The organism is Tatumella sp. UCD-D_suzukii, assembly GCF_000611875.2.
In the GTDB taxonomy this organism is placed as follows: Bacteria; Pseudomonadota; Gammaproteobacteria; order Enterobacterales; family Enterobacteriaceae; genus Tatumella; species Tatumella ptyseos.
The window spans coordinates 13,315-37,073 of record NZ_JFJX01000056.1; the positions used below are offsets into that span (position 1 = coordinate 13,315).

27 protein-coding genes are annotated in these 23,759 nt (G+C 48.3%); 25 read left to right on the top strand and 2 right to left on the bottom strand.

Annotated elements, in window-relative coordinates; genetic code table 11:
* Positions 1 to 11: 11 nt before the first annotated feature.
* Entirely contained in the window at positions 12 to 338 is a 327-nt protein-coding gene (locus CG67_RS12375) for a hypothetical protein (protein WP_025903257.1), read from the top strand.
* A gap of 202 nt (positions 339 to 540) precedes the next feature.
* Positions 541 to 762 (top strand): hypothetical protein, encoded by a 222-nt coding sequence (locus CG67_RS12380; RefSeq protein WP_025903258.1) that lies wholly within the window; start codon positions 541 to 543, stop codon positions 760 to 762.
* Positions 763 to 938: 176 nt separating this feature from the next.
* Here the strand turns inward: CG67_RS12380 and CG67_RS12385 are convergent, their stop codons facing one another.
* Positions 939 to 1,274, bottom strand: a complete 336-nt coding sequence (locus CG67_RS12385; RefSeq protein ID WP_025903259.1) for a hypothetical protein — start codon at positions 1,272 to 1,274, stop codon at positions 939 to 941.
* Positions 1,275 to 1,346: 72 nt separating this feature from the next.
* Between CG67_RS12385 and CG67_RS12390 the strand changes: the two genes are divergently transcribed.
* The 23 genes from CG67_RS12390 (at position 1,347) to CG67_RS12500 (ending at position 22,500) form a co-directional block, all read left to right on the top strand.
* The gene (locus tag CG67_RS12390) at positions 1,347 to 1,862 is read left to right on the top strand and encodes a hypothetical protein (protein WP_025903260.1); all 516 of its coding nucleotides are present in this window, start codon (positions 1,347 to 1,349) and stop codon (positions 1,860 to 1,862) included.
* A 2-nt stretch (positions 1,863 to 1,864) separates the two neighbouring features.
* A complete protein-coding gene (locus CG67_RS12395; protein ID WP_025903261.1) occupies positions 1,865 to 3,337 on the top strand; it encodes a hypothetical protein in 1,473 nt (490 codons plus the stop codon).
* 11 nt (positions 3,338 to 3,348) lie between these two features.
* Positions 3,349 to 4,800, top strand: a complete 1,452-nt coding sequence (locus tag CG67_RS12400) for a DUF1073 domain-containing protein (RefSeq protein ID WP_025903262.1) — start codon at positions 3,349 to 3,351, stop codon at positions 4,798 to 4,800.
* Entirely contained in the window at positions 4,748 to 5,743 is a 996-nt protein-coding gene (locus CG67_RS12405; protein WP_074011225.1) for a phage minor head protein, read from the top strand. The genes CG67_RS12400 and CG67_RS12405 overlap by 53 nt, the downstream gene beginning before the upstream one ends.
* Before the next feature lie 19 nt (positions 5,744 to 5,762).
* Positions 5,763 to 6,965, top strand: a complete 1,203-nt coding sequence (locus CG67_RS12410) for a hypothetical protein (protein WP_025903264.1) — start codon at positions 5,763 to 5,765, stop codon at positions 6,963 to 6,965.
* 6 nt (positions 6,966 to 6,971) lie between these two features.
* Positions 6,972 to 7,439 (top strand): hypothetical protein, encoded by a 468-nt coding sequence (locus CG67_RS12415; RefSeq protein WP_025903265.1) that lies wholly within the window; start codon positions 6,972 to 6,974, stop codon positions 7,437 to 7,439.
* 10 nt (positions 7,440 to 7,449) lie between these two features.
* Positions 7,450 to 8,529: a major capsid protein gene (locus CG67_RS12420; RefSeq protein WP_025903266.1), complete on the top strand. Its 1,080-nt coding sequence runs from the start codon at positions 7,450 to 7,452 to the stop codon at positions 8,527 to 8,529.
* Positions 8,530 to 8,531: 2 nt separating this feature from the next.
* Complete coding sequence (locus CG67_RS12425) at positions 8,532 to 8,909, top strand: hypothetical protein (protein ID WP_025903267.1); 378 nt, start codon at positions 8,532 to 8,534, stop codon at positions 8,907 to 8,909.
* Complete coding sequence (locus tag CG67_RS12430; protein WP_038024798.1) at positions 8,909 to 9,079, top strand: hypothetical protein; 171 nt, start codon at positions 8,909 to 8,911, stop codon at positions 9,077 to 9,079. Before CG67_RS12425 ends, CG67_RS12430 begins: the two co-directional genes overlap by 1 nt.
* Entirely contained in the window at positions 9,076 to 9,423 is a 348-nt protein-coding gene (locus tag CG67_RS12435; protein WP_025903268.1) for a hypothetical protein, read from the top strand. Before CG67_RS12430 ends, CG67_RS12435 begins: the two co-directional genes overlap by 4 nt.
* A gap of 1 nt (position 9,424) precedes the next feature.
* Positions 9,425 to 9,868: a hypothetical protein gene (locus CG67_RS12440; protein WP_025903269.1), complete on the top strand. Its 444-nt coding sequence runs from the start codon at positions 9,425 to 9,427 to the stop codon at positions 9,866 to 9,868.
* Positions 9,865 to 10,254 (top strand): hypothetical protein, encoded by a 390-nt coding sequence (locus tag CG67_RS12445; RefSeq protein ID WP_025903270.1) that lies wholly within the window; start codon positions 9,865 to 9,867, stop codon positions 10,252 to 10,254. Before CG67_RS12440 ends, CG67_RS12445 begins: the two co-directional genes overlap by 4 nt.
* Positions 10,255 to 10,316: 62 nt before the next feature.
* Complete coding sequence (locus tag CG67_RS12450) at positions 10,317 to 11,060, top strand: Ig-like domain-containing protein (RefSeq protein ID WP_025903271.1); 744 nt, start codon at positions 10,317 to 10,319, stop codon at positions 11,058 to 11,060.
* A 53-nt stretch (positions 11,061 to 11,113) separates the two neighbouring features.
* Entirely contained in the window at positions 11,114 to 11,779 is a 666-nt protein-coding gene (locus tag CG67_RS12455; RefSeq protein WP_025903272.1) for a DUF6246 family protein, read from the top strand.
* A gap of 100 nt (positions 11,780 to 11,879) precedes the next feature.
* Positions 11,880 to 12,218, top strand: a complete 339-nt coding sequence (locus CG67_RS12460) for an MliC family protein (RefSeq protein ID WP_025903273.1) — start codon at positions 11,880 to 11,882, stop codon at positions 12,216 to 12,218.
* A gap of 121 nt (positions 12,219 to 12,339) precedes the next feature.
* Positions 12,340 to 12,810, top strand: coding sequence for a hypothetical protein (locus CG67_RS12465; RefSeq protein WP_152975064.1), 471 nt, complete (start codon positions 12,340 to 12,342; stop codon positions 12,808 to 12,810).
* A 58-nt stretch (positions 12,811 to 12,868) separates the two neighbouring features.
* Positions 12,869 to 15,931 carry a tail protein (tape measure) gene (locus CG67_RS12470; protein WP_025903275.1) on the top strand — a complete coding sequence of 1,021 codons (3,063 nt, stop codon included), beginning with the start codon at positions 12,869 to 12,871 and terminating at the stop codon, positions 15,929 to 15,931.
* A complete protein-coding gene (locus tag CG67_RS12475) occupies positions 15,931 to 16,401 on the top strand; it encodes a hypothetical protein (protein WP_025903276.1) in 471 nt (156 codons plus the stop codon). Before CG67_RS12470 ends, CG67_RS12475 begins: the two co-directional genes overlap by 1 nt.
* A complete protein-coding gene (locus CG67_RS12480) occupies positions 16,401 to 16,871 on the top strand; it encodes a DUF1833 family protein (RefSeq protein ID WP_038024799.1) in 471 nt (156 codons plus the stop codon). The genes CG67_RS12475 and CG67_RS12480 overlap by 1 nt, the downstream gene beginning before the upstream one ends.
* Positions 16,868 to 17,263: an NlpC/P60 family protein gene (locus tag CG67_RS12485; protein WP_025903278.1), complete on the top strand. Its 396-nt coding sequence runs from the start codon at positions 16,868 to 16,870 to the stop codon at positions 17,261 to 17,263. Before CG67_RS12480 ends, CG67_RS12485 begins: the two co-directional genes overlap by 4 nt.
* On the top strand, positions 17,250 to 19,724 hold the full coding sequence (locus tag CG67_RS12490; RefSeq protein WP_025903279.1) for a host specificity factor TipJ family phage tail protein: 2,475 nt from the start codon (positions 17,250 to 17,252) through the stop codon (positions 19,722 to 19,724). The genes CG67_RS12485 and CG67_RS12490 overlap by 14 nt, the downstream gene beginning before the upstream one ends.
* 62 nt (positions 19,725 to 19,786) lie before the next feature.
* On the top strand, positions 19,787 to 21,730 hold the full coding sequence (locus CG67_RS12495; protein WP_025903280.1) for a sialate O-acetylesterase: 1,944 nt from the start codon (positions 19,787 to 19,789) through the stop codon (positions 21,728 to 21,730).
* Complete coding sequence (locus tag CG67_RS12500) at positions 21,730 to 22,500, top strand: hypothetical protein (protein WP_025903281.1); 771 nt, start codon at positions 21,730 to 21,732, stop codon at positions 22,498 to 22,500. Before CG67_RS12495 ends, CG67_RS12500 begins: the two co-directional genes overlap by 1 nt.
* Before the next feature lie 55 nt (positions 22,501 to 22,555).
* On the opposite strand, the gene CG67_RS12505 is transcribed toward CG67_RS12500, so the two are convergent.
* Positions 22,556 to 23,749 (bottom strand): acyltransferase, encoded by a 1,194-nt coding sequence (locus CG67_RS12505; RefSeq protein ID WP_025903282.1) that lies wholly within the window; start codon positions 23,747 to 23,749, stop codon positions 22,556 to 22,558.
* Positions 23,750 to 23,759: the final 10 nt, after the last annotated feature.

Below are 23,759 nucleotides of genomic sequence, written 5' to 3' on the forward strand. Positions count from 1 at the left end.
TTGAGGTGAGCATGAAAGAAGGAATTTATAAACTTGTTTTCAGTAGCATAGCGAGTAGTAATGGGCCTTTGGATGGTATAGTTGTTGTCACTGCTAATAAAATAAATGGCGGTGATGACGCCTGCCTTTATAAGGGTGAGATAAAAGGAAATAAAGCCTTTATCAAATTTACACCTCATAACAAACATGACACCACGAACTTCATCGGACATGAACCTTTAGATATTGAAATTAGATTTGAAAATCATATAAGCAACTATCTATTTAAAGGTCATATCAAGGGTGACTCCACTCAAGTCATCCACGGCCAACTAAATTTTTTGAGCTCATTAGCGTAACTATCTCAAGCCGCCTCCGGGCGGTTTTTTTATGTCTGCATCTCAAATCATGTGTAGTCGGGGTTCTTGTGAGAAAAAACACACCTAAAAACCCTTAAATATTCTAAGCTTGAAGATTCTTGACTCATGAGTCAAATATATTTTTGTTTACAATGGCTTAGATAGGTGTTTTCATTGATTCTTACTTTAAAAGGAGATAATCATGACGCAAGATGAGTTAATTGAAATGCTATCAGATTTCGGCTTAGACCTTGAGGGGGATGTTCATGCGGATAATGGCTCTAGCGGTGAAATGACTTACTCTTACTATTTTAATGTTCCCAGCGATGCAGATAAAGAGGCATTGAAAAAGCATGAGATGACTTCAGGCCAGAGAGTTGAAATTCCATTGAATACTTTCGATGGAAATGAAGATATTGATTAGCAAGAAGAATAACTGAGAGCCATTTCAGAGAGGCTCTCAGTTAAGCATTTATCCTGCAGGTTCTTCACCTAAGCTCTGCTTATAGATGCACCCGGTAAGAACAACAGATAAAACTAGTAATAAAATCAACCTCCTAAATTATGATAAAGTATTGCGATTGAGTCATTTGAGAAAAACTATTCTGCCTGGATTTTTTCCCAGTGCGCTATGTATCCGACTTTTTCATTTATACATTTATCGCATAGCAGGCCGCCATAATAATTCTGATTTATGATGGCAGTTTCAAGATCGTCGCCATCAATCAAAGATTCACAACCATTATGATCGCCGCCGGGGTTTGTAACACCATCGCAAGGTTGTGACATAAATGGCTTGAGAACTCGCTGCTGCAATACACTCAAAGTGTCAAAGCCATGATCTACAGCCCTCATGGCAATTCCTGAAACTTTATCATCTTGCCCATGAAAAAAATCGTGGTCGAGCATGGTACTCAAAAGAGATTCATTGGACATATTGACACCATATTTTCAAGTTTAAAGGACCCTAAATATTGATCGTCCATAACCAAAACTAAAGAGAAATTTATGGCAAAACCAGATTGGGAGGCCATCGAATCGGCTTACCGGGCTGGTTCGTTGTCCATCCGGGCAATAGCGGAAAAGCATGGCGTAAGTGACACCGCCATCAGGAAGAAAGCATCACAGCAGAACTGGCAAAGAGACCTTACCAACAAGGTCAAAACAGCCACGCAGGATAAGTTAGTTCGCGCAGAGGTTCGCGCCTCTGGTTCGCAGTCGAAAGTGCGAACTGATGACGAAATCATCGAAGAAGCATCTGATGAAGCTGCAGCAGTTGTTATCGCTCACCGTGAAGGTCTGGCCGCCTGGCGCGGCATCACCAATAAGCTCCGCATATTCCTCGAAGATGCTGAAATCACTGAGGACAACCACGCTGCCATGTCCCGCTCAATCACTGCCGGCGTTGATGCTCAGATTAAAGTCATCAAGGCAGAGCGCGAAGCCTACAACATCGACAGCGGCGAGAAGAACAGCGAGACAGATACACTGTCCGATCTGATGGACTCATTATCTAAGGGGTGACCATGAGGCCGGAACACCTCGCATTACTGAGGGATAAGCTCTGGCGTCTGAATCACCTTTACTGGATTACCAACAAAGAAGGTAAGCCCGTCCGGTTCACGATGACGCCGGAGCAGCTTCAATACTTTGAAGGGATGCATACCCGCAACATCATTCTGAAAGCCCGCCAGTTAGGTTTCACGACTGAAGTCTGCATTATCCAGTTGGACGCCGCACTGTTTGAGGCTGCCAGGTGCGCCCTGATAGCTCACACCCTGAATGATGCAAAACGCCTGTTCAGGGAAAAGATTAAATACGCCTATGACCGTCTGCCTGATGGTATCAAAGCGGCAAACCCGGCCAGTAATGACGCTGCCGGTGAACTGGTGTTCAGTAAAGGCGGGTCGCTCTACATCAGCACGTCATTTCGTGGCGGCACACTGCGTTATCTGCACGTTTCCGAATTCGGGAAGATATGCGCCAAGTTTCCGGACAAAGCCCGGGAGATTGTGACTGGTGCATTTGAAGCAGTATCGACTGACTGTTTCACCACAATCGAAAGCACAGCAGAAGGTCGTGCCGGTTACTTCTTCGATTACTGCCAGACTGCTGAAAAAGCACAGATGCAGGGCAAGCCGCTATCGAATCTCGACTGGAAGTTCTTCTTTTTCTCATGGTGGAAGAATCCTCAGTATGCAATCGACCCCGTAGAGCCAATACCGCAGCGTCTGAGCGACTATTTCGCTGAGATTGAAGCTAAGCATGGTATTACGCTGAACGACCGGCAGAAAGCCTGGTATTACGCCAAAGAGAAAACGCTCGGTGATGATATGAAGCGGGAATACCCAACCATTCCCGCCGAAGCATTCCAGCAGTCTGTTGAGGGTGCGTATTACGCCAAGCAGTTCCGCTGGCTGTACGAGCAGAAGCGCATTGGAACACTGCCTGATAACTCACATCTGCCGGTCCATACCTACTGGGATATTGGTGTCGGTGACTCAACGTCTATCTGGTTCGTCCGGTTTGTCGGTGAGGAATATCACATCGTCGACTACTACGAAAACAGCGGCGAAGGTCTGCGGCATTACATGAAAGTGCTGAAAGACCGCGGTTATGAATACGGTGAACACTGGGGGCCGCACGACATCGACAACCGTGAGTTCGGTAGCGATGCCAAATCCCGTAAAGAGATTGCACGGGAAGGGTATGTAATCGACGGACAGAGATATTCTCTCCGCTTCCAGGTGGTACCGAAAGAATCCATTGACACCGGCATAGAGTCGGCCCGTGAAATCCTGAAGCATTGCGTATTCGACGATGTGAAATGCGCTGACGGCATCCTGGCACTGGAGTCCTACCGTAAAGAGTGGGACGACAAACGCGGATGCTGGAAAGACAAGCCCTATCACGATTGGACTTCACACGGCTCTGACGCCTTTCGCTATTTCGCAGTGACTAAACGTAACCGTAAGCAAATCGGTGCAATCTTCTTCTAAGGAGCCACTCAGTGAGTGAATTAACCAATGGCGAACAATTCCTCGTCAATGCCCTTGCTGAGTCGGTAGGGCGGCAACGAATGCTGTACGCCAGCCAGTTTAACGGCAACACGAAACGCACAAAGCTATGGGATGAATTCGGCTATCCCGATAGCGTCCCGTTTGACCTTCTGTATCGCGCTTACCGGCGCAACTCTGCGGCATACTCCGGTGTTCATAAAACGCTGGATTCGTGCTGGATAGATTTGCCAACCATCATCGAAGGTCCGGAGTCTGACGAGGCGGCACAAAACACTGAATGGGAAGTCATGATTACCCGGGTGATGAAGCGCTTCTGGTCGAAAATTAAGGACGCTGACCGGCGTAATCTCGTTGGCCGGTACTCAGCATTACTGCTGCAGATTAAAGATGGCAATACGTGGGACAAGCCGGTTGACGTGAATGCTGTCAGGCGTCTGGGTGATAAAGCGATTGTCCGGATGATCCCCGCGTGGGAATCGCAGATTAAACCGGTCAGCTACGATATCGACACGCTGTCTGACACCTACGGGCAGCCTACTGAATACCAGTTCAATGAGCAGCCGATTGATGATAACGGTTCATATGGTCCGACGCGCAGCGTTACGGTGCATCCGGATCGGGTAATCATCCTTGCTGAAGGTGCGGAAGACGAAAACATCCTGTCTGGCATTCCGTTGAACGAAGCTGGTTACAACGACCTACTGGATATCGAGAAGACTAAAGGTGGCAGTGCTGAGGTATTCCTGAAGAACGCCAGTCGTCAGCTTGGCATCAGCTTTGATTCCAGTACCGACATGCCAACTATCGCTCAGATGGCAAAAGACGCTGGGTATAAAGACCTCGGCGAGGCCATGAACGATAAGATGATGAAGCTGAATCGCGGCACTGATTCAGCGCTGGTTACTCAGTCCGGCACCACATCGGTCCTGTCAGTGGCTGCTGCCGATCCAACGCCGTCATGGACTGTGTCAGCAAACAGCTACACGTCAACGATTCAGTGCCCGTTCAATATCCTGTTCGGTAAGCAAACCGGTAATCTGGCGTCTACTGAAGACAAATCAGCGTGGGCTGGCCGGTGTAATTCCCGGCGTAATGGATTCCAGACTGACGTTGTGACAGCGGTAATCACCCGGTTGTGGACCATCGGGGCTATCGATGCGCCTGCGAACGATGAAATCACGATCACCTGGTCTGACTTGCTGGCTCCTGGTGATACGGAAAAGCTGGCGAACATGTCTACCATCGCTGATGTGGCTCAGAAATCACAGGCGGCATTAGGGCGTTCATCCATCACTGAAAATGAAATCCGTGCAGCTGGCGGCCTTGAGCCGGTGCCGGAAGTGCCACCGCCGGACCCGAACACTAAACAAACAGGTAAGGACCCGCTGAATGATGACGAAAATGGTTCTCAGGACGCCGGTAATACCACGCAACAAAGCTGACCCGACACAATCATCACGGCAGGTAAGCCGGATGTTTAGCGACATCGAAACGCGCTACCTCGGTATTAAAACGGACCTCAAAACACTATTTGACCTGCAACTAACAGGCTCAGAAGTGCAAGCCAACGCCCGGCAAGGATATCTGGCCTGTAACAATGAATCAGGCCCCGCCACGCTGTTCCAGGTGAATATCGGAAAGTACCTCTACGACATGACCGCCGCGAAGCTGGCCAGTCTGTTACAGAGCGCTCAGGCGATTCTGGATAAATGGCTGTTGCAGGGTGGTGAGCAAAATGTATGGGCGATGGGTTACGTGCAGGATGAATATGAACGTGGCACGCAAATGGCCGTCAGTAATCTTTCGGTACAGTCCGCGCTTTACGAGCAGCAAGTCACGCTGGCCGACCGGTTGTCATCACCTGGTGTGCTGAACCAGATAGCCAGTGCGCAGGTAGCCACATACAGCGACTGGAAAGGTATCAGCGATAAAGCCTGGGCTGATTTATCCAGTGTCATTACTGATGCGGTTGCGCGTGGTATCAATCCGCGTGAAACGGCGCAGATAGTCAGTAAGCGGCTTGATGTGTCAATGAGCAGCGCAAAGAACATCGCTCAGACTGAGCAGGTCGGGGCACTTCGCAATGCTCAGCGAACAGAAACAGTCTGGTCCCGCGATACTCTCGGGCTGAACACCAAAATGCTGCACCTGTCGGCACTCAAACCGACGTCCCGCGCATGGCATGTTGCCCGACATGGTCACACGTATACGCCGGAGGAAATCGAAGAGTGGTATTCGCAAAACGGCAACCGCTATAACTGCTACTGCAGCCAGATCCCGGTAATGCTCGACGATGACGGGGAAATAGTGAATCCCGGCATGGTTGAGCGTCTGGCCAAAGAGCGGGAACAGTGGCAATCGGTTTTACACAAACCCCAAAAGTAACCATCAGTGAGGACACAGTATGTCACGCAACTGCGTAAACGTGCTGTCGGTCATCAACTCCGTTTCAAACATCTCAAGTGAAACCATCAACGGACGCGATCACATCATCGTGCGCGGCATTACGCCTGTTGTTGATGACATTGTGATGAACCGGAAGTTGTACCCGGCAGCAGAAATCAGCAAGGGCTATAAAACGCTCGAACGAAACCCGATGCCGCTCGGCCACCCGAAAATCGATGGCAAGCATATCTCAGCCCGGGATGTGCAGGCCGTTAATCAGTTCCATGTCGGAGCCTGGCTGCAGAACGTTAAGCATTCAGGCGGAAAGGTTACCGGTGATATGTACGTTGACCGCCGCTATGCCGAAGGGTCTGAGCACGGCAAGCGCCTTATTAACCGCCTGGATGAAATGGCCGCGGGTAAAAACACCGACCCGGTTCATATCTCAACCGGCCTGATGTACTCCGGCATTGCCGCAAATGGAGAGTCCAGAGGTAAGAAGTACAACGAGATCGCAACAAACATGGATTTTGACCATGTGGCCGTGCTTCTCGATGAACCAGGTGCCGGCACTCCTGCTGAAGGTGTCGGGATTTTCGTTAACTCAGACGGCACTGAGCAGGAAATCGAGGTGGTGAACCTTGCTGAATCCCAGTTACCTGACGAGCCAACACCTGAAGCACACACATTTTTCCAACAGCTAAAGGCGTTCTTCAGCGCCAACAGCAAACAACCCAACGAGGAAGCAGACCCGATGAAAGAACTCATCACCAACGCGCTGAAAGCTAAAGGTATCGAAACTGAAGGTAAGTCCGATGCTGAGCTGATGGATGCGTACAACAAAGCCATGAAAGAAGAAGGGAAAAAGGACGAAACACCGGAAGAAAAAGCTGCCCGCCTGAAGAAAGAGGCAGACGACAAAGCGGCTGCTGATAAAGCCGCTGGCACTGCTACCAACGCCGAAGAAGTACCTGCCTGGGCTAAATCGCTGTCCGAAAAGGTTGAATCGCTGACTCTGCAGGTTAACGCCGGGCAGGAATCAGAAAAAGCCACAATGCGCACCGCAGTTAAGGCCAAATTCGGCATGACTGACATTGCGGTCAACGCGCTGGACGGTGAGCCTTTGAAAGAGCTGTATGCGCAGTGCGCCACCTCGCACGGCCTGAGTGGTGCTTTCAACCACTCGACCGAAACCAAATCAATCTCAGTAATGCCGGAGTAATGACAAATGGCTAAAGACGGTAAACACGTAATTCACGCTGGCGGCATCTTCGCCAATCCTCTGCTGAACCGTGAAGGTGCGGCAGCGGCGGCAACCCAGCCCGGCACTGTCGGCTATTTCAATGCCGGTAAATTCACTGCATCAGTGGCAGGTGATGAGTCGGCGATTTTGTACGTGGCCAACTTCGATTATCTGCGCTGCAAAACGGTAGATGACACCATTGCGGCGGGCGACCTGGTTGTCGCTATCCAGCCACAGTCTGGCATGTTCCTGAATATTCCTGCAGCGGCAGGCACGTACACTAAAGGGCAGCCAGTGGCTATTGCTAATGGTCAGATTAAGGTTGCTTCTGCAGGAACCCCTGCAAGCGGTGACACACCGGCAGTGGCTGCTGACACTGTGTTCGCTTATGTCGAAGAAGATACCGCACTGACTGCAGTGGCCGGTGATCTGGTTCGCGTAGTATTCAAATAAGGATAACTGAATGTTTGTATTCTCGAAGTCTATTGGCGAAAAGACCAATAACCTGGCTGTTAACAGCTATCAGTTCGCGCAACTGAATCAGGAGCGTCAGGCGGCAATGAACCATCAGGGCATGAACGTGATGGAAGAAATTGCCAGTCGCGTGAATATCGCCTCAAAACTCAATGGTATCAACGCAGTGCGCTCTCCGGCCGACCTGTACAAAACGTTCGATCAGACCGTGCTGGCACAGTTCACCAATCAGGATGAATTCACTCTGCTGAATGACCTGACGCCGCTGTCCCGCTCCGTACGTATCAATGCAACTGTGTACGAATACGCGAAGTCAGGCGGGAAAATGTGGGGTCACACCTCAATGTCCGGCCAGATTGGTGCTGCACTGGATGCCACTGCGTACGATTACGATGGCACCATGGTGCCGGTGCATGATACCGGCTTTAAGTTCAACTGGCGTGATGGTCGCTTGAATAACCCTGATGCATTCGACGTGATTTCTGACGCTCAGGCAGAATCCACCGCTCAGATTCGCCGGACCTTTGTGGATTACATCTTCAATGGCTTCCGCGATAGCGAAGGTGATTACGTTCAGTTCGACGGGAAGACATGGAAGGGGCTGAAAGCTGATGAGCGCGTTGCTCAGGTCACTCTGACTACCAACCTCGCAACGGCAACCGACCCGAAAGCCATTCGAAAGCAGGCTATTACACTGCGTGACGTGGTTCGCGTCACAAACATGCAGTACGGCGCTCAGACCTGGTACGTGTCTCAGGACATCATGTCAAACCTTGAGCAGTATTTCAGTGACAACTACGCGGCACCAACGCTGTACGAAGAACTGCTGAAGCTGTCTGGTATCTCGGCCATTAAGGTTGACGCTCAGCTTACCGGCAACCAGGTTCTGATTGTTCCGCTGCAGTCCGGTGTTATTGCTCCGATTGTCGGCCAGGCATTCGGTACTGTTGCCGATCCGCGTCCGTTTTATAACAGCGACTACGTATGGCGCACCTGGGGCGCTGCCGGCCTGATGGTGAAAACCGACATTCAGGGTCACTTCTCCGTCGTTTACGCAACAGGTAAATAGCCATGACAGCCCAAATCACGCTTGATGACGTAAAACCGATGATGGCTGAGTTGGGCTTCACGGTTCCTGACGCACTGCTCACGCTGCTTCTGGGTCAGGTCAGCGCATCCTCTGCTTGTATGGACGGGGCCGGATATTCAGACAGCACACAAAAGCTCCTGCTTATCTACGCAACACTGCGTCTTGCGGCCCTGTCTGGTGCCAGAAAGATATCATCACAATCAGCACCGTCCGGCGCTTCCCGGTCATTTGCTTATGATGCAGCCGGTACTGATAACCTTCTGAAGCAAATCCGGATATGGGACACTGATGGGTGCCTGTCTGATCTGCCGCTGAGCAGCAATCAGGTCGGCTTCTTTGATGTCGTGGGAGGTTGCTGATGGAGTGGATTGATATCGCTGGCCGGTTACCGAAAATACTCGAACGGGTATGGGTGGAAACTGACACTGGCAGGAAAACCACGGCGTATCTGAAATCGGATGGTGAGTGGTTCCTGTTCTGCCGGAAGATTGCTGAAACCGGCGCCAAGGTCGTGAGGTGGCGCGGATGAGTAATGCAGCAAACTGGTCATACACTGCGCCATGCACTATCTGGCGTAACCTCGGGATAGATGAATACGGTGATCCTAAAGGTTACTCCTCACCTGAAACCATCATGTGTGACTATCAGGGCGGCTTGTCTGCAAAGATTGGCGACATTGGCACAGAACAGGTGGTTAAAAACACGTTCTGGTCCGAATACGCAAGTGCTGAGAAGGGGGATTATATCCTTATTGGCGAATCTGCTGAATCCGACCCGGTTGCTGCTGGTGCAGATGAGGTAATGCAGGTTATCAGGTATGCAGATACTTTCGACCGTCTCGCTGATGACTACGCCATGCTGACGGGAGTCTGATATGGGGATTAAAGTCCGTGGTATACAGGCATCAAAGCAAGGTCTGGACGCGCTTGTGAGTGACATTGAGGGCAGGAGAGCGCCGAGGGCGGTACAGGCAGCCTCAATCGTTATAGGGTCTGAAGCTGCGACTCTTACCCCTATTGATACATCAACGCTCATCAACTCTCAGTTCAGGGAGTTAATGGTTAACGGAACGATGGTTACCGGCCGGGTCGGCTACTCTGCTGACTATGCCGTGTATGTTCACAATGCGCCTGGCAAACTTAAAGGCAAGCCGAGATCCAGCGTGAAGTCGTTTAAAACCAGCTCCGGCAAGGTGGGATTTGCTTCTGATAAAGGTAACTTTTGGGACCCTCACGCAGAGCCGCACTTTCTGACGAAAGGCGCTGAAAATGCGAAAGATGCCGTGATTTCCGTGGTGCATAAGGAGATGTCCAGATGAATCCACCAATGCATAAGCGGGTCCGCAATCTTCTTGTTGATGCAGGCCTGACGACTGGCTATACCATTCAGGCGCTTGTCTGGACTGATACCGGAAAATTAACTGACCGGTTCATTGTGATCCGGCCAAATGGCGGCAGCAACATCGACCGTGATTTAGGTGCTGAGTATTACGTAATGGTTGACGTGATCACTGGAAAGAACGCCGGTGATTATGCCAAATCAGAAACTGATGTTCAGGCCATCATCGACTATGTGCAGCAAAACCCTCTGTCTGACTCCTGTGTGGGGCAGATAACAAATATGGGTGGGATTCCCTCACCGGTTCAGACAGCAGAAGGTCGTCTGGTCTGGCGAATGCAGTTTGTTTGCACCTATGGGGAGTAACCCGAACCAAACCGAACAGGTCGCTATTTAGCGGCCTTTTTTACGCTCAAAAGAGGCTGAAAATGGCTAAATGTAACACCGATAATACAAAACTGTTTGGTCGCGCCGTCATTCTTGAAGTGGCTGACGGTTGCGCCGATACAGTTCCTTCCGAGTCGGAGTTTATGCTCCTGGCGGCCGGCACATCAAAAACCTTCGACATGAACCCAAACTCCAAAAGCTCTTCTGCCGACGACACTAAGGGGTGGGTTGAAAACATAGTCACCTCGAATGATTTGACTCTGAAGTTTGAAGGTGAAGTCCGGGTTAACGATAAATCTGACCAGTACGGCATATACAAATTTATCAAGTACTACGTCAATGAAGTAAACGCATCGCGTCAGCCTACGCTGTGGGTTCGTATGTACTTCGGCCAGATCATGATTCAGGCGTACATGGTAATCACCGCCCTGAGCAATGACGGCGGCACTGACGACATTGTGACGCTCTCTACAGAGTTCAAGGTCGCTGATGGCTCCACTGTCGCTATTGACGATATCAACGACACTGTTGCCGTCACCGGAGTTACTGTTGCGCCAACCGCTGCAAGTATCGCAGTCGCAGCAACTCGCCAGTTAACGGCATCCGTCTCGCCTACCGACGCCGCTAATCAGGCGGTGACCTGGTCAACATCTGATGCAACGGTCGCAACTGTTAGCTCCAGCGGCCTGGTGACCGGCGTGAAAGCCGGTACTGTAACCATTACCGCTACAACCGCTGATGGTAGCTTCACTGCCACCAGTGCAATCACGGTTACAGCAGCGTAACCAATCCAAAGGGTGGTTTCGGCTGCCCTTGATATTGATTATGAGGCTGAAAAATGACACCAATTAAGGAAATCGGGGAGTGCGTTATCTCTGCGGGTGATACGGATTACTTTTTCCGGCCATCATTCGCGAATATGACCAAGATTGGCACTCCGGAGGAAATAGTTTCGACGTTCTATGCACTGCACAATGACAACCTGAGCCAGTTGATAGTCAGGGCGTTGTCAGTGTTCGGCAGACTGCCTGAATGGTTTGTGCGTTACCTCAATAACTCCGCAGAAGGTAAAGCCGCATTTGTGGCCGCGGTGACTGTCATGGATGCCTGCTGTGAAACTGATGCCACACCACTGACCGGCGAGATTGTCCCTTCACGCACCGGTAAGCGCGCATTTATCTGGCGAAAAGGCCGGCTCGATGCCAACGATCTGATAGTGATTGCATCAGAGCTGATAATCCACGGCATTATCGGCAGGGCGAAGGTCCGGCAGTTGCAGCGGCATGAGTCGAAAACAACGGTTAAAGAGTTCCGGGCGGTTGAGTACATAAACGCTGCCAGAAATCACTTTGGCATGGCACGCACTGAAGCTGAAAACCTCACCATGACGGAGTTTATCCTGTTGTTAAACGCCAAATACCCCGAGCAGAAAGGCTTTACCCGTGAAGAGTACGACAAGGTAGTTGATGACTACTTTGTGATGAAAGAGAAGCGGCTGAAATGAGTAGTTGGTCACAGTTGAGGTAACATTGTTAAATGTCATCAATCAAAGATGAACATCACTGTTATAATCTATAGCTTGTTAATATTCTGGGATGTTTATTATGAAGTTATACAAATCACTATTGTTGACAGTATTAATAACAAGCTCCTACAATACTTTTGCATCAGAAACCCTTAACTACACTTGTGATGGTAAGGAAATGAAAGCCTCTTTTCCTGATGAAGAGCATGCTGTGATGTATTTCAATGGTAAATTGACGCTTCTCAAATCTGCAGTATCAGCCAGCGGAGCCAGGTATACTGGTAATGGATGGCAACTATGGTCATCTAAAGATGACATCACTCTCAATAAAATTAGTGCTGAGCAGATCGAAAAAAATGAAATTCCTTCGGGTAAAGGAATTGAGTGTCATGAAGTTGATGATTCAATCACTCCTTAGTTCTTAGTTAAGCCACCTCCGGGTGGCTTTTTGCTTTCTGGGATCAACTGTACCTTCTTGCTTCCCATTGCATAAGTTTCCCTTTAGGATTGGTCTTAACTTTACTAATGGGGATAGGGATGTGAAGAAGGTAATATTACTGTTGATGTTAGCAATGTGCAGCCACGCTGCTATTGCAGGCGAAGACCAGTATCAACTTGAGGCTCAGGGCGCTGTCAGGGAAAAGCTAGCCGCTGTGCAGTTGAAAAGCTCATGTTCATTGCTGGCTTCCATGGCTGAGAGTGATATATCGAAACGGCCATTCGCTATTGCTTCCTGTGACAATGATTTCTCAGTACCTGATGGCTTGTCTTTTTCTGATATGAAAACATATAAGCATGATGGGGACAATTATGTATGTGGTGTCGTCTCAGGTAAGACAGAACTAAGCAGGATAGGGGCAAGGTTTATTTATTCTGCTAGCGACAAGGCTATCACCTTCAAATATTCGAAGTATCCGTTGCTTTATTCTGGTCATGATAAGTTTTACAAAACAGCAGTGGTCATACAGACCAACCAATACCGAATAGAGCATGATCAATACTGCAAATAACTAACGCTAAATTCTAGACCTCGCTCCGGCGGGGTTTTTTTATACCCGGAGAACAGTAATGGCAGACAGTCAGAACGCAGGTTCAATCTATTTTGATGTTGATATCGATACAGCAAAGCTTCTGACCAGCGCTAAACAGGTCGATTCAACGCTGGACAACATGGCTTCAGCGGCGCAATCGACCGGCAAGAGCCTGGATAGCATGAGTAAGGACAGCAATTCTGCCGCTTCATCTCTGACGCAAATCGCTTCATCTACAAAATCAGTGGATGGTTCGATGCAAACGCTGAATACAACAGTCAGCGCAATGGCCCTGGCAATTCAGCAGGCTAATGCATCATCAGCTGCTGCCAGCATGACCCTGGCGCAAATGCAGGGTGCTATGAACTCCCTGATTGGTGCTGCCAACTCAATAGCTGAAGCCATGCGCGGTGCCGGGACAAGTACAGGCACAGCTAGCAGCGAATTCAGTCGAGCAGAATCAATAATCGAAGGGTTAGGTAACCAGTTAACTATTCTCGATGAAGCCCAGGAGAATGGTGCAAGGAGCGCTGCAATTCTAGCAGCTCAGTTGCGTGCCGGATCAGGTGCCACTGATGCCGAAAAGGATAAAATTGGGGAGCTGACCGGCCAGTTGTATGACATGAAAAATGGCACCGATGCAGGCGCTAAAAGTCATGTTAACTGGAAGCACAGTATGCAGCAGGCAGGCTATCAGGTTCAGGACTTTATTGTACAGGTCCAGGGTGGTCAGTCAGCTATATTGGCTTTCAGTGAGCAGGGCTCACAGTTGGCCGGGGCTTTCGGTCCCGGCGGCGCGGTTGTAGGCGCGATTATCGCTCTTGGATCTGTGATAGTTGGCACTCTCGTTAAAAGCATGGGTAACGCTGAAGACACCATGAAAGACCTGGCCACCGCAACCAATGCATTGGATCAGGTTATTACCGTATCTCAAGGCGGCGTGGCAGCCCTGTCAGATAAGTACGCATTGCTGGCGAAAACTAACTCCGAAGCAGCGACGATACTGAGAAATCAGGCCCTCATTGAGTATAACCAGGCGATATCAAAATTGCCGGATGCTATCACGGACGCATCGACCTCTCTTTTTGGTCTTGGGGATTCGGCTAAGGCAGCGTTTTCCGGGGGAATGGTTGGCATCAGTGCATTCAATGACATCCTGCAGGCAGCTAATATCCAGACCAGCAGTGTCAGCGAGGCATTTAGTGAACTTTCATCAAATGCCGGCGTAAGCAGGGGATCAATTGCCACCTTCTCGGCCACTATTGGGGCATTGTCTTCTAGCTTTGGAATCTCAGAGCAGCAGGCATTTGATCTCGCCAAACAACTTGAAAACGTCTCTCAGACAAAATCACCGGAAGCACTCCAGGCGCTTGTATTGCAGCTCCAGTCTATTAAGTCATCCACGACTGACGGTCAGGCGGCGCTAACGACATTTATTGGGAAGTTGGTTGATCTGGTTACCGCATCCGCCAATGCAAAAGCTAACGTTTCAGCGCTAAAAGGCGAAATGGATAACCTGACAGCCGGACAGAAAAACCTGATACAGCAATCTCAGCGTGATCTGGCCCTGTCAAAACTACAGGGTACCGCCCGGGCAAGGTTACAGGCGCTTTATAAATCTGAAGATGCAGGATTTTCTGCTGATAGCCCTCAGGCGCTCCAGATGCAGAATGAGGCAGAGCAGACCTACAAAAATACCCAGGCTGTTAAGGACAACCAGAAAGCAAAAAACAATGCCGCGTCAGAAGGTAAGCGTCTGGCCGCCAGCGAAGCAAGTATCGCTCAGAAGCTGGAGCAGATGCGCCAGCAGTCAGATCTCAATGCAGTATCGTCGCAAAACCTGACTTTGGAGCAGGCTAAACTCCGTGCCGAAATGTCGCTCGGTAAAAATGCCACAGCCGCACAACGGGAGGAGGCAGCCAAATATGCTGAAGCCATCTGGCAGCAATCGGCGGCCCTCAAAGCCAGAAACCTAATCCCTGAAGTGGCTGAAAACGATGATTACACGAATAAATCCGCTCAACTTGAGTTGCTGAAAGGGCAGAAAGACGCCCAGGGAAATCTGATTATCAGCCAGCAACAATATCAGCAGGCGGCTGAAAAGCTGGCCGCAGAACATATCTCCAACCTGGATAAAATTAACAGCCAGAGCGTAGTCACCCCTCAGCAGTCATTGGCCGGACAGGTTGATCCCGTTCAGCAACTCGCGAATGAAAATGCTCAGAAGTTAGCCCTTATTCAGCAGTTCACTCAGCAAAAAGTTCTCACAGAACAGCAGGGCCTCACGCTGATGAATGCGGCAAATACTCAATATGAGCAGCAGAGAACCAGTGCACAATGGGCCTTATTTACTCAGCAATCTCAGGGTTATGAAGCTCTTGGCGCTGCGGTAGATGGCTTTGGCCAGTCTGCTAGCGGCGCAATTGCGGGCGTCATTACTGGCTCTGAAAATATGCAGGATGCCATGCATAGCATAGCGAATACGGTGCTTAACGATGTCATACAGACATTCGTAGATATGGGGATGCAGTGGGTTAAGTCAGCGATTATGGGGGCAACGGCCCAGCAGTCAGCGATTGCAGCAACAACAACTGCTCAGGTGGCAGGGATCGCAACTCAGACAACCGCCAGTACAGCCGCAGCTGTGGCAACTACAACCGCATGGACACCGGCAGCAATTATGTCATCTGTTGCATCGTGGGGTGGCGCCGTAGCGATTGGCCTTGGCGCAATGGCTGGCATTATGGCGCTAAGCGGAAAGCGTAAAAATGGAGGCCCAGTATCAGCTGGAGGGATGTACCAGGTTGGTGAGTCCGGGATGCCTGAAATCTATAAGGCGAGCAACGGCAGCCAGTACATGATCCCCGGTGATAACGGCAGCGTTCTGAGCAACAAAGATATTACCGGAGGCTCATCATCCGCGCAGCCAATAATTAATATCAATAATTACACATCCGCAAAGGTTCAGGCTCAGTCAAGCCAGCAGGCTGGTAGTAACGTGATAGATATATTAATTAGCGATATGGAGAGAGGCGGACCGGTTTCGAATACGATGCAGTCCACATTCGGCCTGTCCCGCAAAGCAACAGGAGATTATTAATGGCAACCGTTCAATACCCTGACAGGCTGCCGTTACCACAACGTGCCAGCCAGAATATGACGCAGGACACCGGCTTTTTAGCAACCCAGCCTGCGGTCGGCCCTGCGATTTTCACCCCGATTACTACCGACCTGAAAGTCACCTGGTCACTGACTTGGTTATTCACACTTCAGCAGGCTCAGGTGTTTAAGTCATGGTTGAGGTCTCCGACATATTGCGACAGTGGCCGTAACTGGTTTGAGATGAGGATAGATCTCGGCGATAACCAGGGACCGCAGGTTCAGACGCTTCACTTTACCGGAATGCCGGTGCAAACCAGTAAGGACGGGATAACCGTTACCTGGACTGCCACGGTTATCTGCAATGGGATGAATGACTTAAACGAACCGATGGACGATTTGATAGTCATGTTTGGTGGGAGTGAAAATATCATCGACATAGCGATAAACAGAGACTGGCCGGGGGCGTAATGACAACACTGAAGGAGTGGAAGGAGCGGCGGCCGGCATCTGATCTCAAAGAAACAGTGACCTTTTACCATCCGTCATTCGGGTATTACAGAACGGTCAACAATCTGTTTTACGCAGCGATATTCGGAGGTGACAGCTATCAGGCCGCCAGATTCAGCGTGACAGAGCCCGCTCAGGATGGAACTGCGACCATATCAATGACGATCACCTTTGTTGCAGGTGCTGAAAACGTCAGGAATACACTTAAAACATGGCGTGGTGCACAGCGCATGAGCGCCATATCATGCACCTACAGCGTGTGGGATAACATCGGTGATTCTGCAGCGCTTAATGCTTATTCGCTTTATGTGAAAGATGTCTCGCTGGATGCAAACAACGTGACCGTTACCGCCAGCCTGACAAACCCTCTGTCATTGGCAAACCCAATCATCTACACCACAAAAGACTATCCCGGACTCCTGAATTTATGACAAATGATGAATTTATACGGCGTGTCGTCGGCAGGCCGTGGGCTAATCGCGCCTGTAATTTTAATCAAATGGATTGCTGGGGACTTGTGGTTCTCTACTACCGGCATGTTCTGGGAAAAGAGCTTCACCATATTCCAGGCTATGAGTCTGACGCAGATTTTATTACCTGTTACACCCAGCAGCGAATGAACTGGCAGGAGGCCAACAGTGCCGGAGTTGGTTGTCTGGCTGTATTTTATCGTGGGGGTAGCCCTTCACATGTCGGAGTAATCGTTTCCCCGGGGAAATGCCTGCACTCCCGCGGCGAGCAAGGATTCGTAAGGGTTGATAGCCCACTGGCGCTGATGAAAATTTATCAAAAGGTGGAGTATCTTAAATATGGCGAAATATGAAATACAACGCTTGCCGGGATCGCCTTTTGAGCGCGGTAAGATTAGCAGAGAGAGTCGGCTGATAGACTGGCTAAACCGGCAAGGCCTGCATAGTAATGTCGTCATCCGGCTAAACGGAAAGATACTCGAGGATAATTTTGATCTGAACTACATACCAAGGCCAGGCGATGTCGTGAGTGTTTTTGACCAGCCGGAAGGCGGGGTCGGAAAAGTTATCACCAGTGTCATAAGTCCTATCACCAAGATTCTTCCCGGAGTAATGAAGCTCTTTGGTATGTCAGGGAAGACGGGCATACCATCAGTATCTACCGGAGAGTCAGCTAACAATGATCTGACGCAGCAGACAAACCGTGCGAGGTTATACAAAGGGCGGCCAAACATTTACGGGCAGGTGAGAGCCTATCCCGATCTCATTCAGGAGTCCATTTTTGAGTACATCGCCAACAAAAAATATGTGACTGAGTGGATGGAGGTGGGTTTCGGGAATTACGAAATATCCTCTGTCAGGTACTCTGAGTCGTCGCTTACTGCTCTGGCGGGTGCCAGCTATCAGATTTATAAGCCGGGTGACGTAATTGGCAGCATGGCTCAGGGATATTCTTTCGATGACGTAGACGGCCAGGCGTTGCCTGGCCTGAATGAAGATGATTCGGAGATTAAGCAACAGGGTACTACCGGTACTCTGCTTGAAGGCACATTCAGCGGAGGTCAGTTCTACGCCAGAATTAACAAAGAAACAGGCTTTGACTCGCTCCACGACTCAGCTAAGCCGGTTTACGTCACAATTGTTGTCAACGTCACCTATAACACAGCAAGCGGCTCAGTTACTAAGGATATTAATGTTCAGGGGACATTATTCAAGTCAACCATTACCGATGACGGGGCGCAGGTTAATCCAGATAAATATTACAATTTCTGGTTCAGTAATTTGTCAGGTTCTGATTACCTTTCCCTGCCTTCCGATACAACAGTAAATCTGACGAAACTGGTAGTCACTGAGTATGTTGGGACCACTGTTGGCCCATTCTTTGCGGCGCTTGAATCACGGCAGCTGTGGATTCATCTCTATGCGAACCTGGCTTCCGGTTATGATGCGCCGGCTAAAATAACTTGGTGGCAGGTAGATGATGAAAATAATCAGATATCAGGCACGCAGGAAAGCTTGAATATAAAGCTCCACAACTCAGGAGGTGATCAGGATTATATTTATGTTACCGAGAAAATAACGCCTTCAGCAGGCGTGGGTAGGTATGCATTCAGCCTTTACCGTACCAATAACTCCCAATCTGACTCAGTGCTTTATATCTCAGCTGCCCACGCTGTCACTATACGGACCGATGTATCTTATCCTGATGATACGCTCGTAAAAGTCACCGTCCAGCAGACAGAAACACCAACCACAACAGAGGAGCGAAAATACAACTGCCTGGCAGAGCGAAAGGTTATCAGCTGGACCTCCGAAGGAGGCATTGATTACACGCTAAGACCATCTCGTTCATTTGCAGATGCGGTCCTTCATGAGTGGGTAATGACCGGAAAGCAGGATGCTGAACGACTGGACATAGCGACTCTGTACGGAATTTTCGGAGGCCTCTCAGATCCAAAACTTGGTTATTTCGATTACACATTCTCAGATGCCGCTCAGCCATTGGGGGAGCGATTGCAGACCATGTGTGATGTGGCCAGAGTGTCAATGAACTGGATTGGCGATACTCTGACTTTTTGGCGCGACGAGGCGGTGGCCTACCCTGAAACAGTGTTCTCCAGGTCAAACATGTTTTGGGATGATTATAAGGTCGCCTATGCAATGTCTCTGCCTGGCGGATATGACGGGGTGACTCTGGATTACACCGACCCGACCAGCAATAAAAAAGCATATGTCTATCTGCAAATTGATGAGAATGGCATTACTGAGGTCGGGGATGCGACAAGTAATGCCAATCAAATCAGCTTATCAGGCTGCAGCAATAGTACACAGGCCTATGACCGCGCCTACCTGGAAGCAAGGAAAATTCTGTATTCCCGCCTCACCATGACCGCTAAGGTACTTGAGCAGACGCAAGTGGTGAGAGGCTCGGTTGTTCAATGTCCGGATATGTACGACAACGCACAGCAAACCGGATACCTGAAGGGCAGGGACGGAGATATTTTCTATACATCAGAGCGGATCACATTCGGTGACGAGCAGTTATATGTAGTAATGACTGACAGTGAAGGTGGTTACCGTGGTCGCTGGGAATGCTCACCGGTTGACGGTAATCCCAGGTCATTCAGCGCAGCAGCAGACACATTTGACCTGAACATTTATGATGGCAATTACATTCAGTCTCCGTCACGTTACTTCATCGCAACAGACTCAGATCTGAATGCGACAATGTGGCGGGTTGATAGTGCTAAATCCAATGGTGATAACACTCAAACCCTTACCCTGACCGAGTACAGCTCTCAGCTATATTCCTGACCACTCGCATAATCACAACAACCAACCCGCTCCGGCGGGTTTTCTCATATATGAGGCTTTAAATGGCGCTTAATAATACTGGAAATTCCGTTCCGTCTACTGCTGTACTTGATTTTCAGGATAACGTCCAGGTACTGGATAGTCTTCTGAATGGTGATGCTATTGAAGTCACTGCCCGCACGGGGAAGGAGCTGAAAAGCATAGCTTATCTTCAGAATGTACTGACATCCCTCGATGTTGGCAGCTTTACCTTCTCGGATACAGCGACAGGAATTTCGGGAACTACTGACGGTCAGTATTTCAGAACCCCACACGATGATTCATTTTTTTATTATAGAAATGACAACGGAACAGCAGTGTATGTTGCCTCAATTGCCAGTTATGAAAGTATTCAATATTTACAAAATGCACTGGCCGGAACTTCAGGGCTTGTTTATAAAGGTGATGGTCCTGTTTACCCGATTGCTATCGACAGGGAAAGTAATGTTATCATCGGGTATAACTCACAAACAGATACAATCGTTGCGCCGGGAATAGATAATCATTTGCGCTTTCTTTCTGAGCATGGTGAAGTTTTATCGTCTCCTGAATTTATTTATCCGCTTCTTATCGATTCTCAGAATAATGTAATCCTGGGCTATGATGCGAAAGCTGACAGCATAATCGGCGCGGGAATAAGAGATTTTTTGAAACTCCTCAGCGCCAATCGGCAGGCTGAATCACTCAGTGATTCAGTTTATCCGCTTCTTATCGATTCTCAGAATAATGTTGTTTTAGGATATGATGCCGAACAGGACAGGGTGATAGGCTCAGGAATTGGTAAAACATCGGAATGGAAAGACGAGCCATTCCCATATTCAATTGCCATGAAAGCAATAAACCAGAACTTCTCTTACGGGCAGTCTCTTTCTATGGGTGCTTATGGTGCTCCGGCACTAAGCCTGACACAGCCTTTTAATAATGTGATGTTTAAAGGCGGCGTACTCGGTACAGACTACTCCGCCTTTGCTCCTTTGGTTGAAGCTACCCAAGAGACTGTTTGTAGCTGTGCGGCTAACTACTTTGACCTCGCATCACAAAAAGAGAACGGCATTGGCGCAGGTAATTTCGTCACACTCACATCAGCCCCTGGCGCACCCGGACAGAGAATAACGCAACTAAACAAAGGCACTGACCGTTACGATAAATATCTCTTGCCACAGATAAAGGGAGGGTACGCACTTAATAACGATCTGCACATTGATACTGTATTCTGGATGCAAGGCGAGGCAGACTCTGGTGACGGTGATTACCATGTAGAAACACTTGAGTCTTATAAGGCGCTTTTTACTGCATTGATCAACGATATTAACGCTGATGTTAAGGCGGCAACATCCCAGGAAAATCCTGTAATATTCCTGACATACCAGCATTCGTCATACACGCAGGAAGGGAACACTCAGGAGGCTTTTCTGCAGATGGAGCAGGAGGACGATCGTGTCTATGTTATATTTCCGACTTATTTCCTGCCGCACATATCAGACAGGCTACATTTAACCAGCGTTGGTTATAAATGGGCTGGGTCATATTTTGGCAGGGCCAGAAAGCAAATCCTGATTGATAAGATAAAACCCAAGAGAATAAGGGCGATCTCAGCGACTCACTACGGAAATAAAATTCATGTGAAGTTTATTGTTCCTAACCCCCCGCTGTCATTTGATACATTACTGATGCCGGAAACAGAGAATTATGGATTCTGTGTTAAATCAGGCGATGATATACTTAGCGTGCAGTCCCTGTCTGTTTCGGGGGGTGACACGGTAATTATCACCATGAGCGAAAATATTGTAGGTGACAATATTCAGGTCAGGTATGCATATGACTACAATGGGGCCAATCAACTGAAAGGCTCATCCGGTAATCTCACTGACTCATGCGAGGATTACGTTATTATTTCTGGAAATAAATACCCCATGCCTTATGTTTGCCCACATTTTAAAATCACATCACTAAGCGAGGCTATTTAATGTTAACTACACGTATTCCTGTCATTTCCCGCAGCGCATCTGTAAATATTCCTGCAACTGATTTAACTGCACTGTTGAATTTCGACCCGAACGCCCAGGCATTCTTTTCTTTAAATGAAAAACGGGTCTATTCCCGAACCGGAACTCATGAACTTATAGCGGGCAAGCCCTCAACCAACCCTATCGCATGGGGGACGAACGGACTTCTTTTTGATTCTGAAGTTCAGGCTGATTTCCATACTGACATTAAAGACACTGATAACGAAAAATTCACGGTTTTTGGCGTGATAAAACCAGCCATTCTCACCATGTCATCTGATTTTAACTATTTCCTGATGGGTAACTATGATGGCGTGACTAATAACGGTAGTGGGTTATGTTTCGTTAACTACAAAAACACTTTAGCCTTTAACGCAGCGGGTATGGTCAATTTTACCCAGACAGGATTAAAGCTAGATGCCTCGTATATGTTTGTTGCAGCATCAGTAGATACGGCAAATAACCTGATATCAGCATACGCAAAACAGATTTCTACTGGCACTGAATACTCACTATCTGACGTAACCGGAAAAGACACTAACGGAGCGGGATATCGCGCCCGCGGGCTGCCGTTCGGGCTCGGTAACCCGTCTTACGGAAGTGAAGTTTATTCTGACAAATCCGAGGCAACGGAATTTTCTCTGTATAACAGTTATATGAACCTGGAGGCCCTCGAGGGTCTTTATATGGACGCTAAAGTCCGGGCTAACGCGTATGGTGTGACCATCTGATCATTGCTGCTCACGAGGAACATGCGCTACCCCTCGTGAGCAATTGATAGTGATTTTATATCTGGTTGCAGTTTTTTTCTATTTTATGACTGAGTGGTGCTGATGTGTTTAAAGTCACTCCCTTGTAAAATCTCAACTCTATATTTTTATACGTTACTTTAGATAAGTAGGCTGATGAAATTATAAGCAAGAAATTGAAAAGCGTACAAAAAATGAAGCTTTCATAAAAATCTTGAGGTAGCTTTTCCGAGGCTTTCATCATGAGGTATAAAATTATTCCGTGAAGGAGGTAAATGCTATAACTAACCTCACCAATTGATACTATTGTTTTGTTTTCAAGTATTCCAAAAATGCTATTTCCTGATGAAATCACAACAAAAAAAACAGTGCATAAACCCAGCATTACTAAGTAGTACCCAGCATAAATACAGGCAAACAGCGATAAGACTACAGAAATTAGTGCAATGGTTGATGCAGCCTTACTTTTTTTCAGGCTTTTGACTGACGAGCTAACCCTGTACGCGAAAAGTCCGGACACAAATCCGAGGACTGGCCTTGGGTCAGTGTATATATGGCCGTGCATTCTTATCTCAGCGGCGGCGGCCATTATCAACAGGATGCTTAAAATGATAAATAAATCTTTCTTTCTGTCACTCATCCCCCTTGTTAGCAAGGATAAAGGTATTATTGAAAGATATAGCATCCACTCTATCTTTAATGACCAATCAACACCTGAGTTTATTATTGATGTATTTATTTCACCTATCGAATAAGTGCCTACAAATGTAGCCCATCTCACTACCCCAAATAACGTGTTTGTCGACATTTCAGGTCTGAATGATAAACACCCAACTGCAATTATTAGGATCATTGAAAACCAATATAAAGGGAGTATTCTTTTTATTCTTTTAATGAAAAGAGATTTTAAGTCAACTTCATCTTTATACACTACCCGATAAAAAAGAAATCCAGATATCATAAAAAATACAAGAACGCCAAGCTTTCCAGATGTGGCGTAAAAGTTATTCAATCCAAATGGAAGCTTAAACTTACCATCGAATATCCACTCATTATTTTTTTCGTACAGATAGTGAGTTGCGTGCGACATCATAACCAGGAGCGCAAGAAAGCACCTGGCTCCGGTTATGCTCACCACCCCTGATTTATTGTAAATGTCTTTTTGATAATTTAGCCGTGATAGCACAAAAATACTTAATGCTATTGAAAGTATTGCTGATAAAACGTACATGTTTTTAACC

Bases quoted from the DNA above. Each gene is read 5' to 3' on its own strand.
- CG67_RS12375 (WP_025903257.1), top strand. From the start codon at position 12: ATGAAAGAAGGAATTTATAAACTTGTTTTCAGTAGCATAGCGAGTAGT.
- CG67_RS12380 (WP_025903258.1), top strand. From the start codon at position 541: ATGACGCAAGATGAGTTAATTGAAATGCTATCAGATTTCGGCTTAGAC.
- CG67_RS12385 (WP_025903259.1), bottom strand. From the start codon at position 1,274: ATGTCCAATGAATCTCTTTTGAGTACCATGCTCGACCACGATTTTTTT.
- CG67_RS12390 (WP_025903260.1), top strand. From the start codon at position 1,347: ATGGCAAAACCAGATTGGGAGGCCATCGAATCGGCTTACCGGGCTGGT.
- CG67_RS12395 (WP_025903261.1), top strand. From the start codon at position 1,865: ATGAGGCCGGAACACCTCGCATTACTGAGGGATAAGCTCTGGCGTCTG.
- CG67_RS12405 (WP_074011225.1), top strand. From the start codon at position 4,748: ATGATGACGAAAATGGTTCTCAGGACGCCGGTAATACCACGCAACAAA.
- CG67_RS12410 (WP_025903264.1), top strand. From the start codon at position 5,763: ATGTCACGCAACTGCGTAAACGTGCTGTCGGTCATCAACTCCGTTTCA.
- CG67_RS12415 (WP_025903265.1), top strand. From the start codon at position 6,972: ATGGCTAAAGACGGTAAACACGTAATTCACGCTGGCGGCATCTTCGCC.
- CG67_RS12420 (WP_025903266.1), top strand. From the start codon at position 7,450: ATGTTTGTATTCTCGAAGTCTATTGGCGAAAAGACCAATAACCTGGCT.
- CG67_RS12425 (WP_025903267.1), top strand. From the start codon at position 8,532: ATGACAGCCCAAATCACGCTTGATGACGTAAAACCGATGATGGCTGAG.
- CG67_RS12430 (WP_038024798.1), top strand. From the start codon at position 8,909: ATGGAGTGGATTGATATCGCTGGCCGGTTACCGAAAATACTCGAACGG.
- CG67_RS12435 (WP_025903268.1), top strand. From the start codon at position 9,076: ATGAGTAATGCAGCAAACTGGTCATACACTGCGCCATGCACTATCTGG.
- CG67_RS12440 (WP_025903269.1), top strand. From the start codon at position 9,425: ATGGGGATTAAAGTCCGTGGTATACAGGCATCAAAGCAAGGTCTGGAC.
- CG67_RS12445 (WP_025903270.1), top strand. From the start codon at position 9,865: ATGAATCCACCAATGCATAAGCGGGTCCGCAATCTTCTTGTTGATGCA.
- CG67_RS12450 (WP_025903271.1), top strand. From the start codon at position 10,317: ATGGCTAAATGTAACACCGATAATACAAAACTGTTTGGTCGCGCCGTC.
- CG67_RS12455 (WP_025903272.1), top strand. From the start codon at position 11,114: ATGACACCAATTAAGGAAATCGGGGAGTGCGTTATCTCTGCGGGTGAT.
- CG67_RS12460 (WP_025903273.1), top strand. From the start codon at position 11,880: ATGAAGTTATACAAATCACTATTGTTGACAGTATTAATAACAAGCTCC.
- CG67_RS12470 (WP_025903275.1), top strand. From the start codon at position 12,869: ATGGCAGACAGTCAGAACGCAGGTTCAATCTATTTTGATGTTGATATC.
- CG67_RS12475 (WP_025903276.1), top strand. From the start codon at position 15,931: ATGGCAACCGTTCAATACCCTGACAGGCTGCCGTTACCACAACGTGCC.
- CG67_RS12480 (WP_038024799.1), top strand. From the start codon at position 16,401: ATGACAACACTGAAGGAGTGGAAGGAGCGGCGGCCGGCATCTGATCTC.
- CG67_RS12485 (WP_025903278.1), top strand. From the start codon at position 16,868: ATGACAAATGATGAATTTATACGGCGTGTCGTCGGCAGGCCGTGGGCT.
- CG67_RS12490 (WP_025903279.1), top strand. From the start codon at position 17,250: ATGGCGAAATATGAAATACAACGCTTGCCGGGATCGCCTTTTGAGCGC.
- CG67_RS12495 (WP_025903280.1), top strand. From the start codon at position 19,787: ATGGCGCTTAATAATACTGGAAATTCCGTTCCGTCTACTGCTGTACTT.
- CG67_RS12500 (WP_025903281.1), top strand. From the start codon at position 21,730: ATGTTAACTACACGTATTCCTGTCATTTCCCGCAGCGCATCTGTAAAT.
- CG67_RS12505 (WP_025903282.1), bottom strand. From the start codon at position 23,749: ATGTACGTTTTATCAGCAATACTTTCAATAGCATTAAGTATTTTTGTG.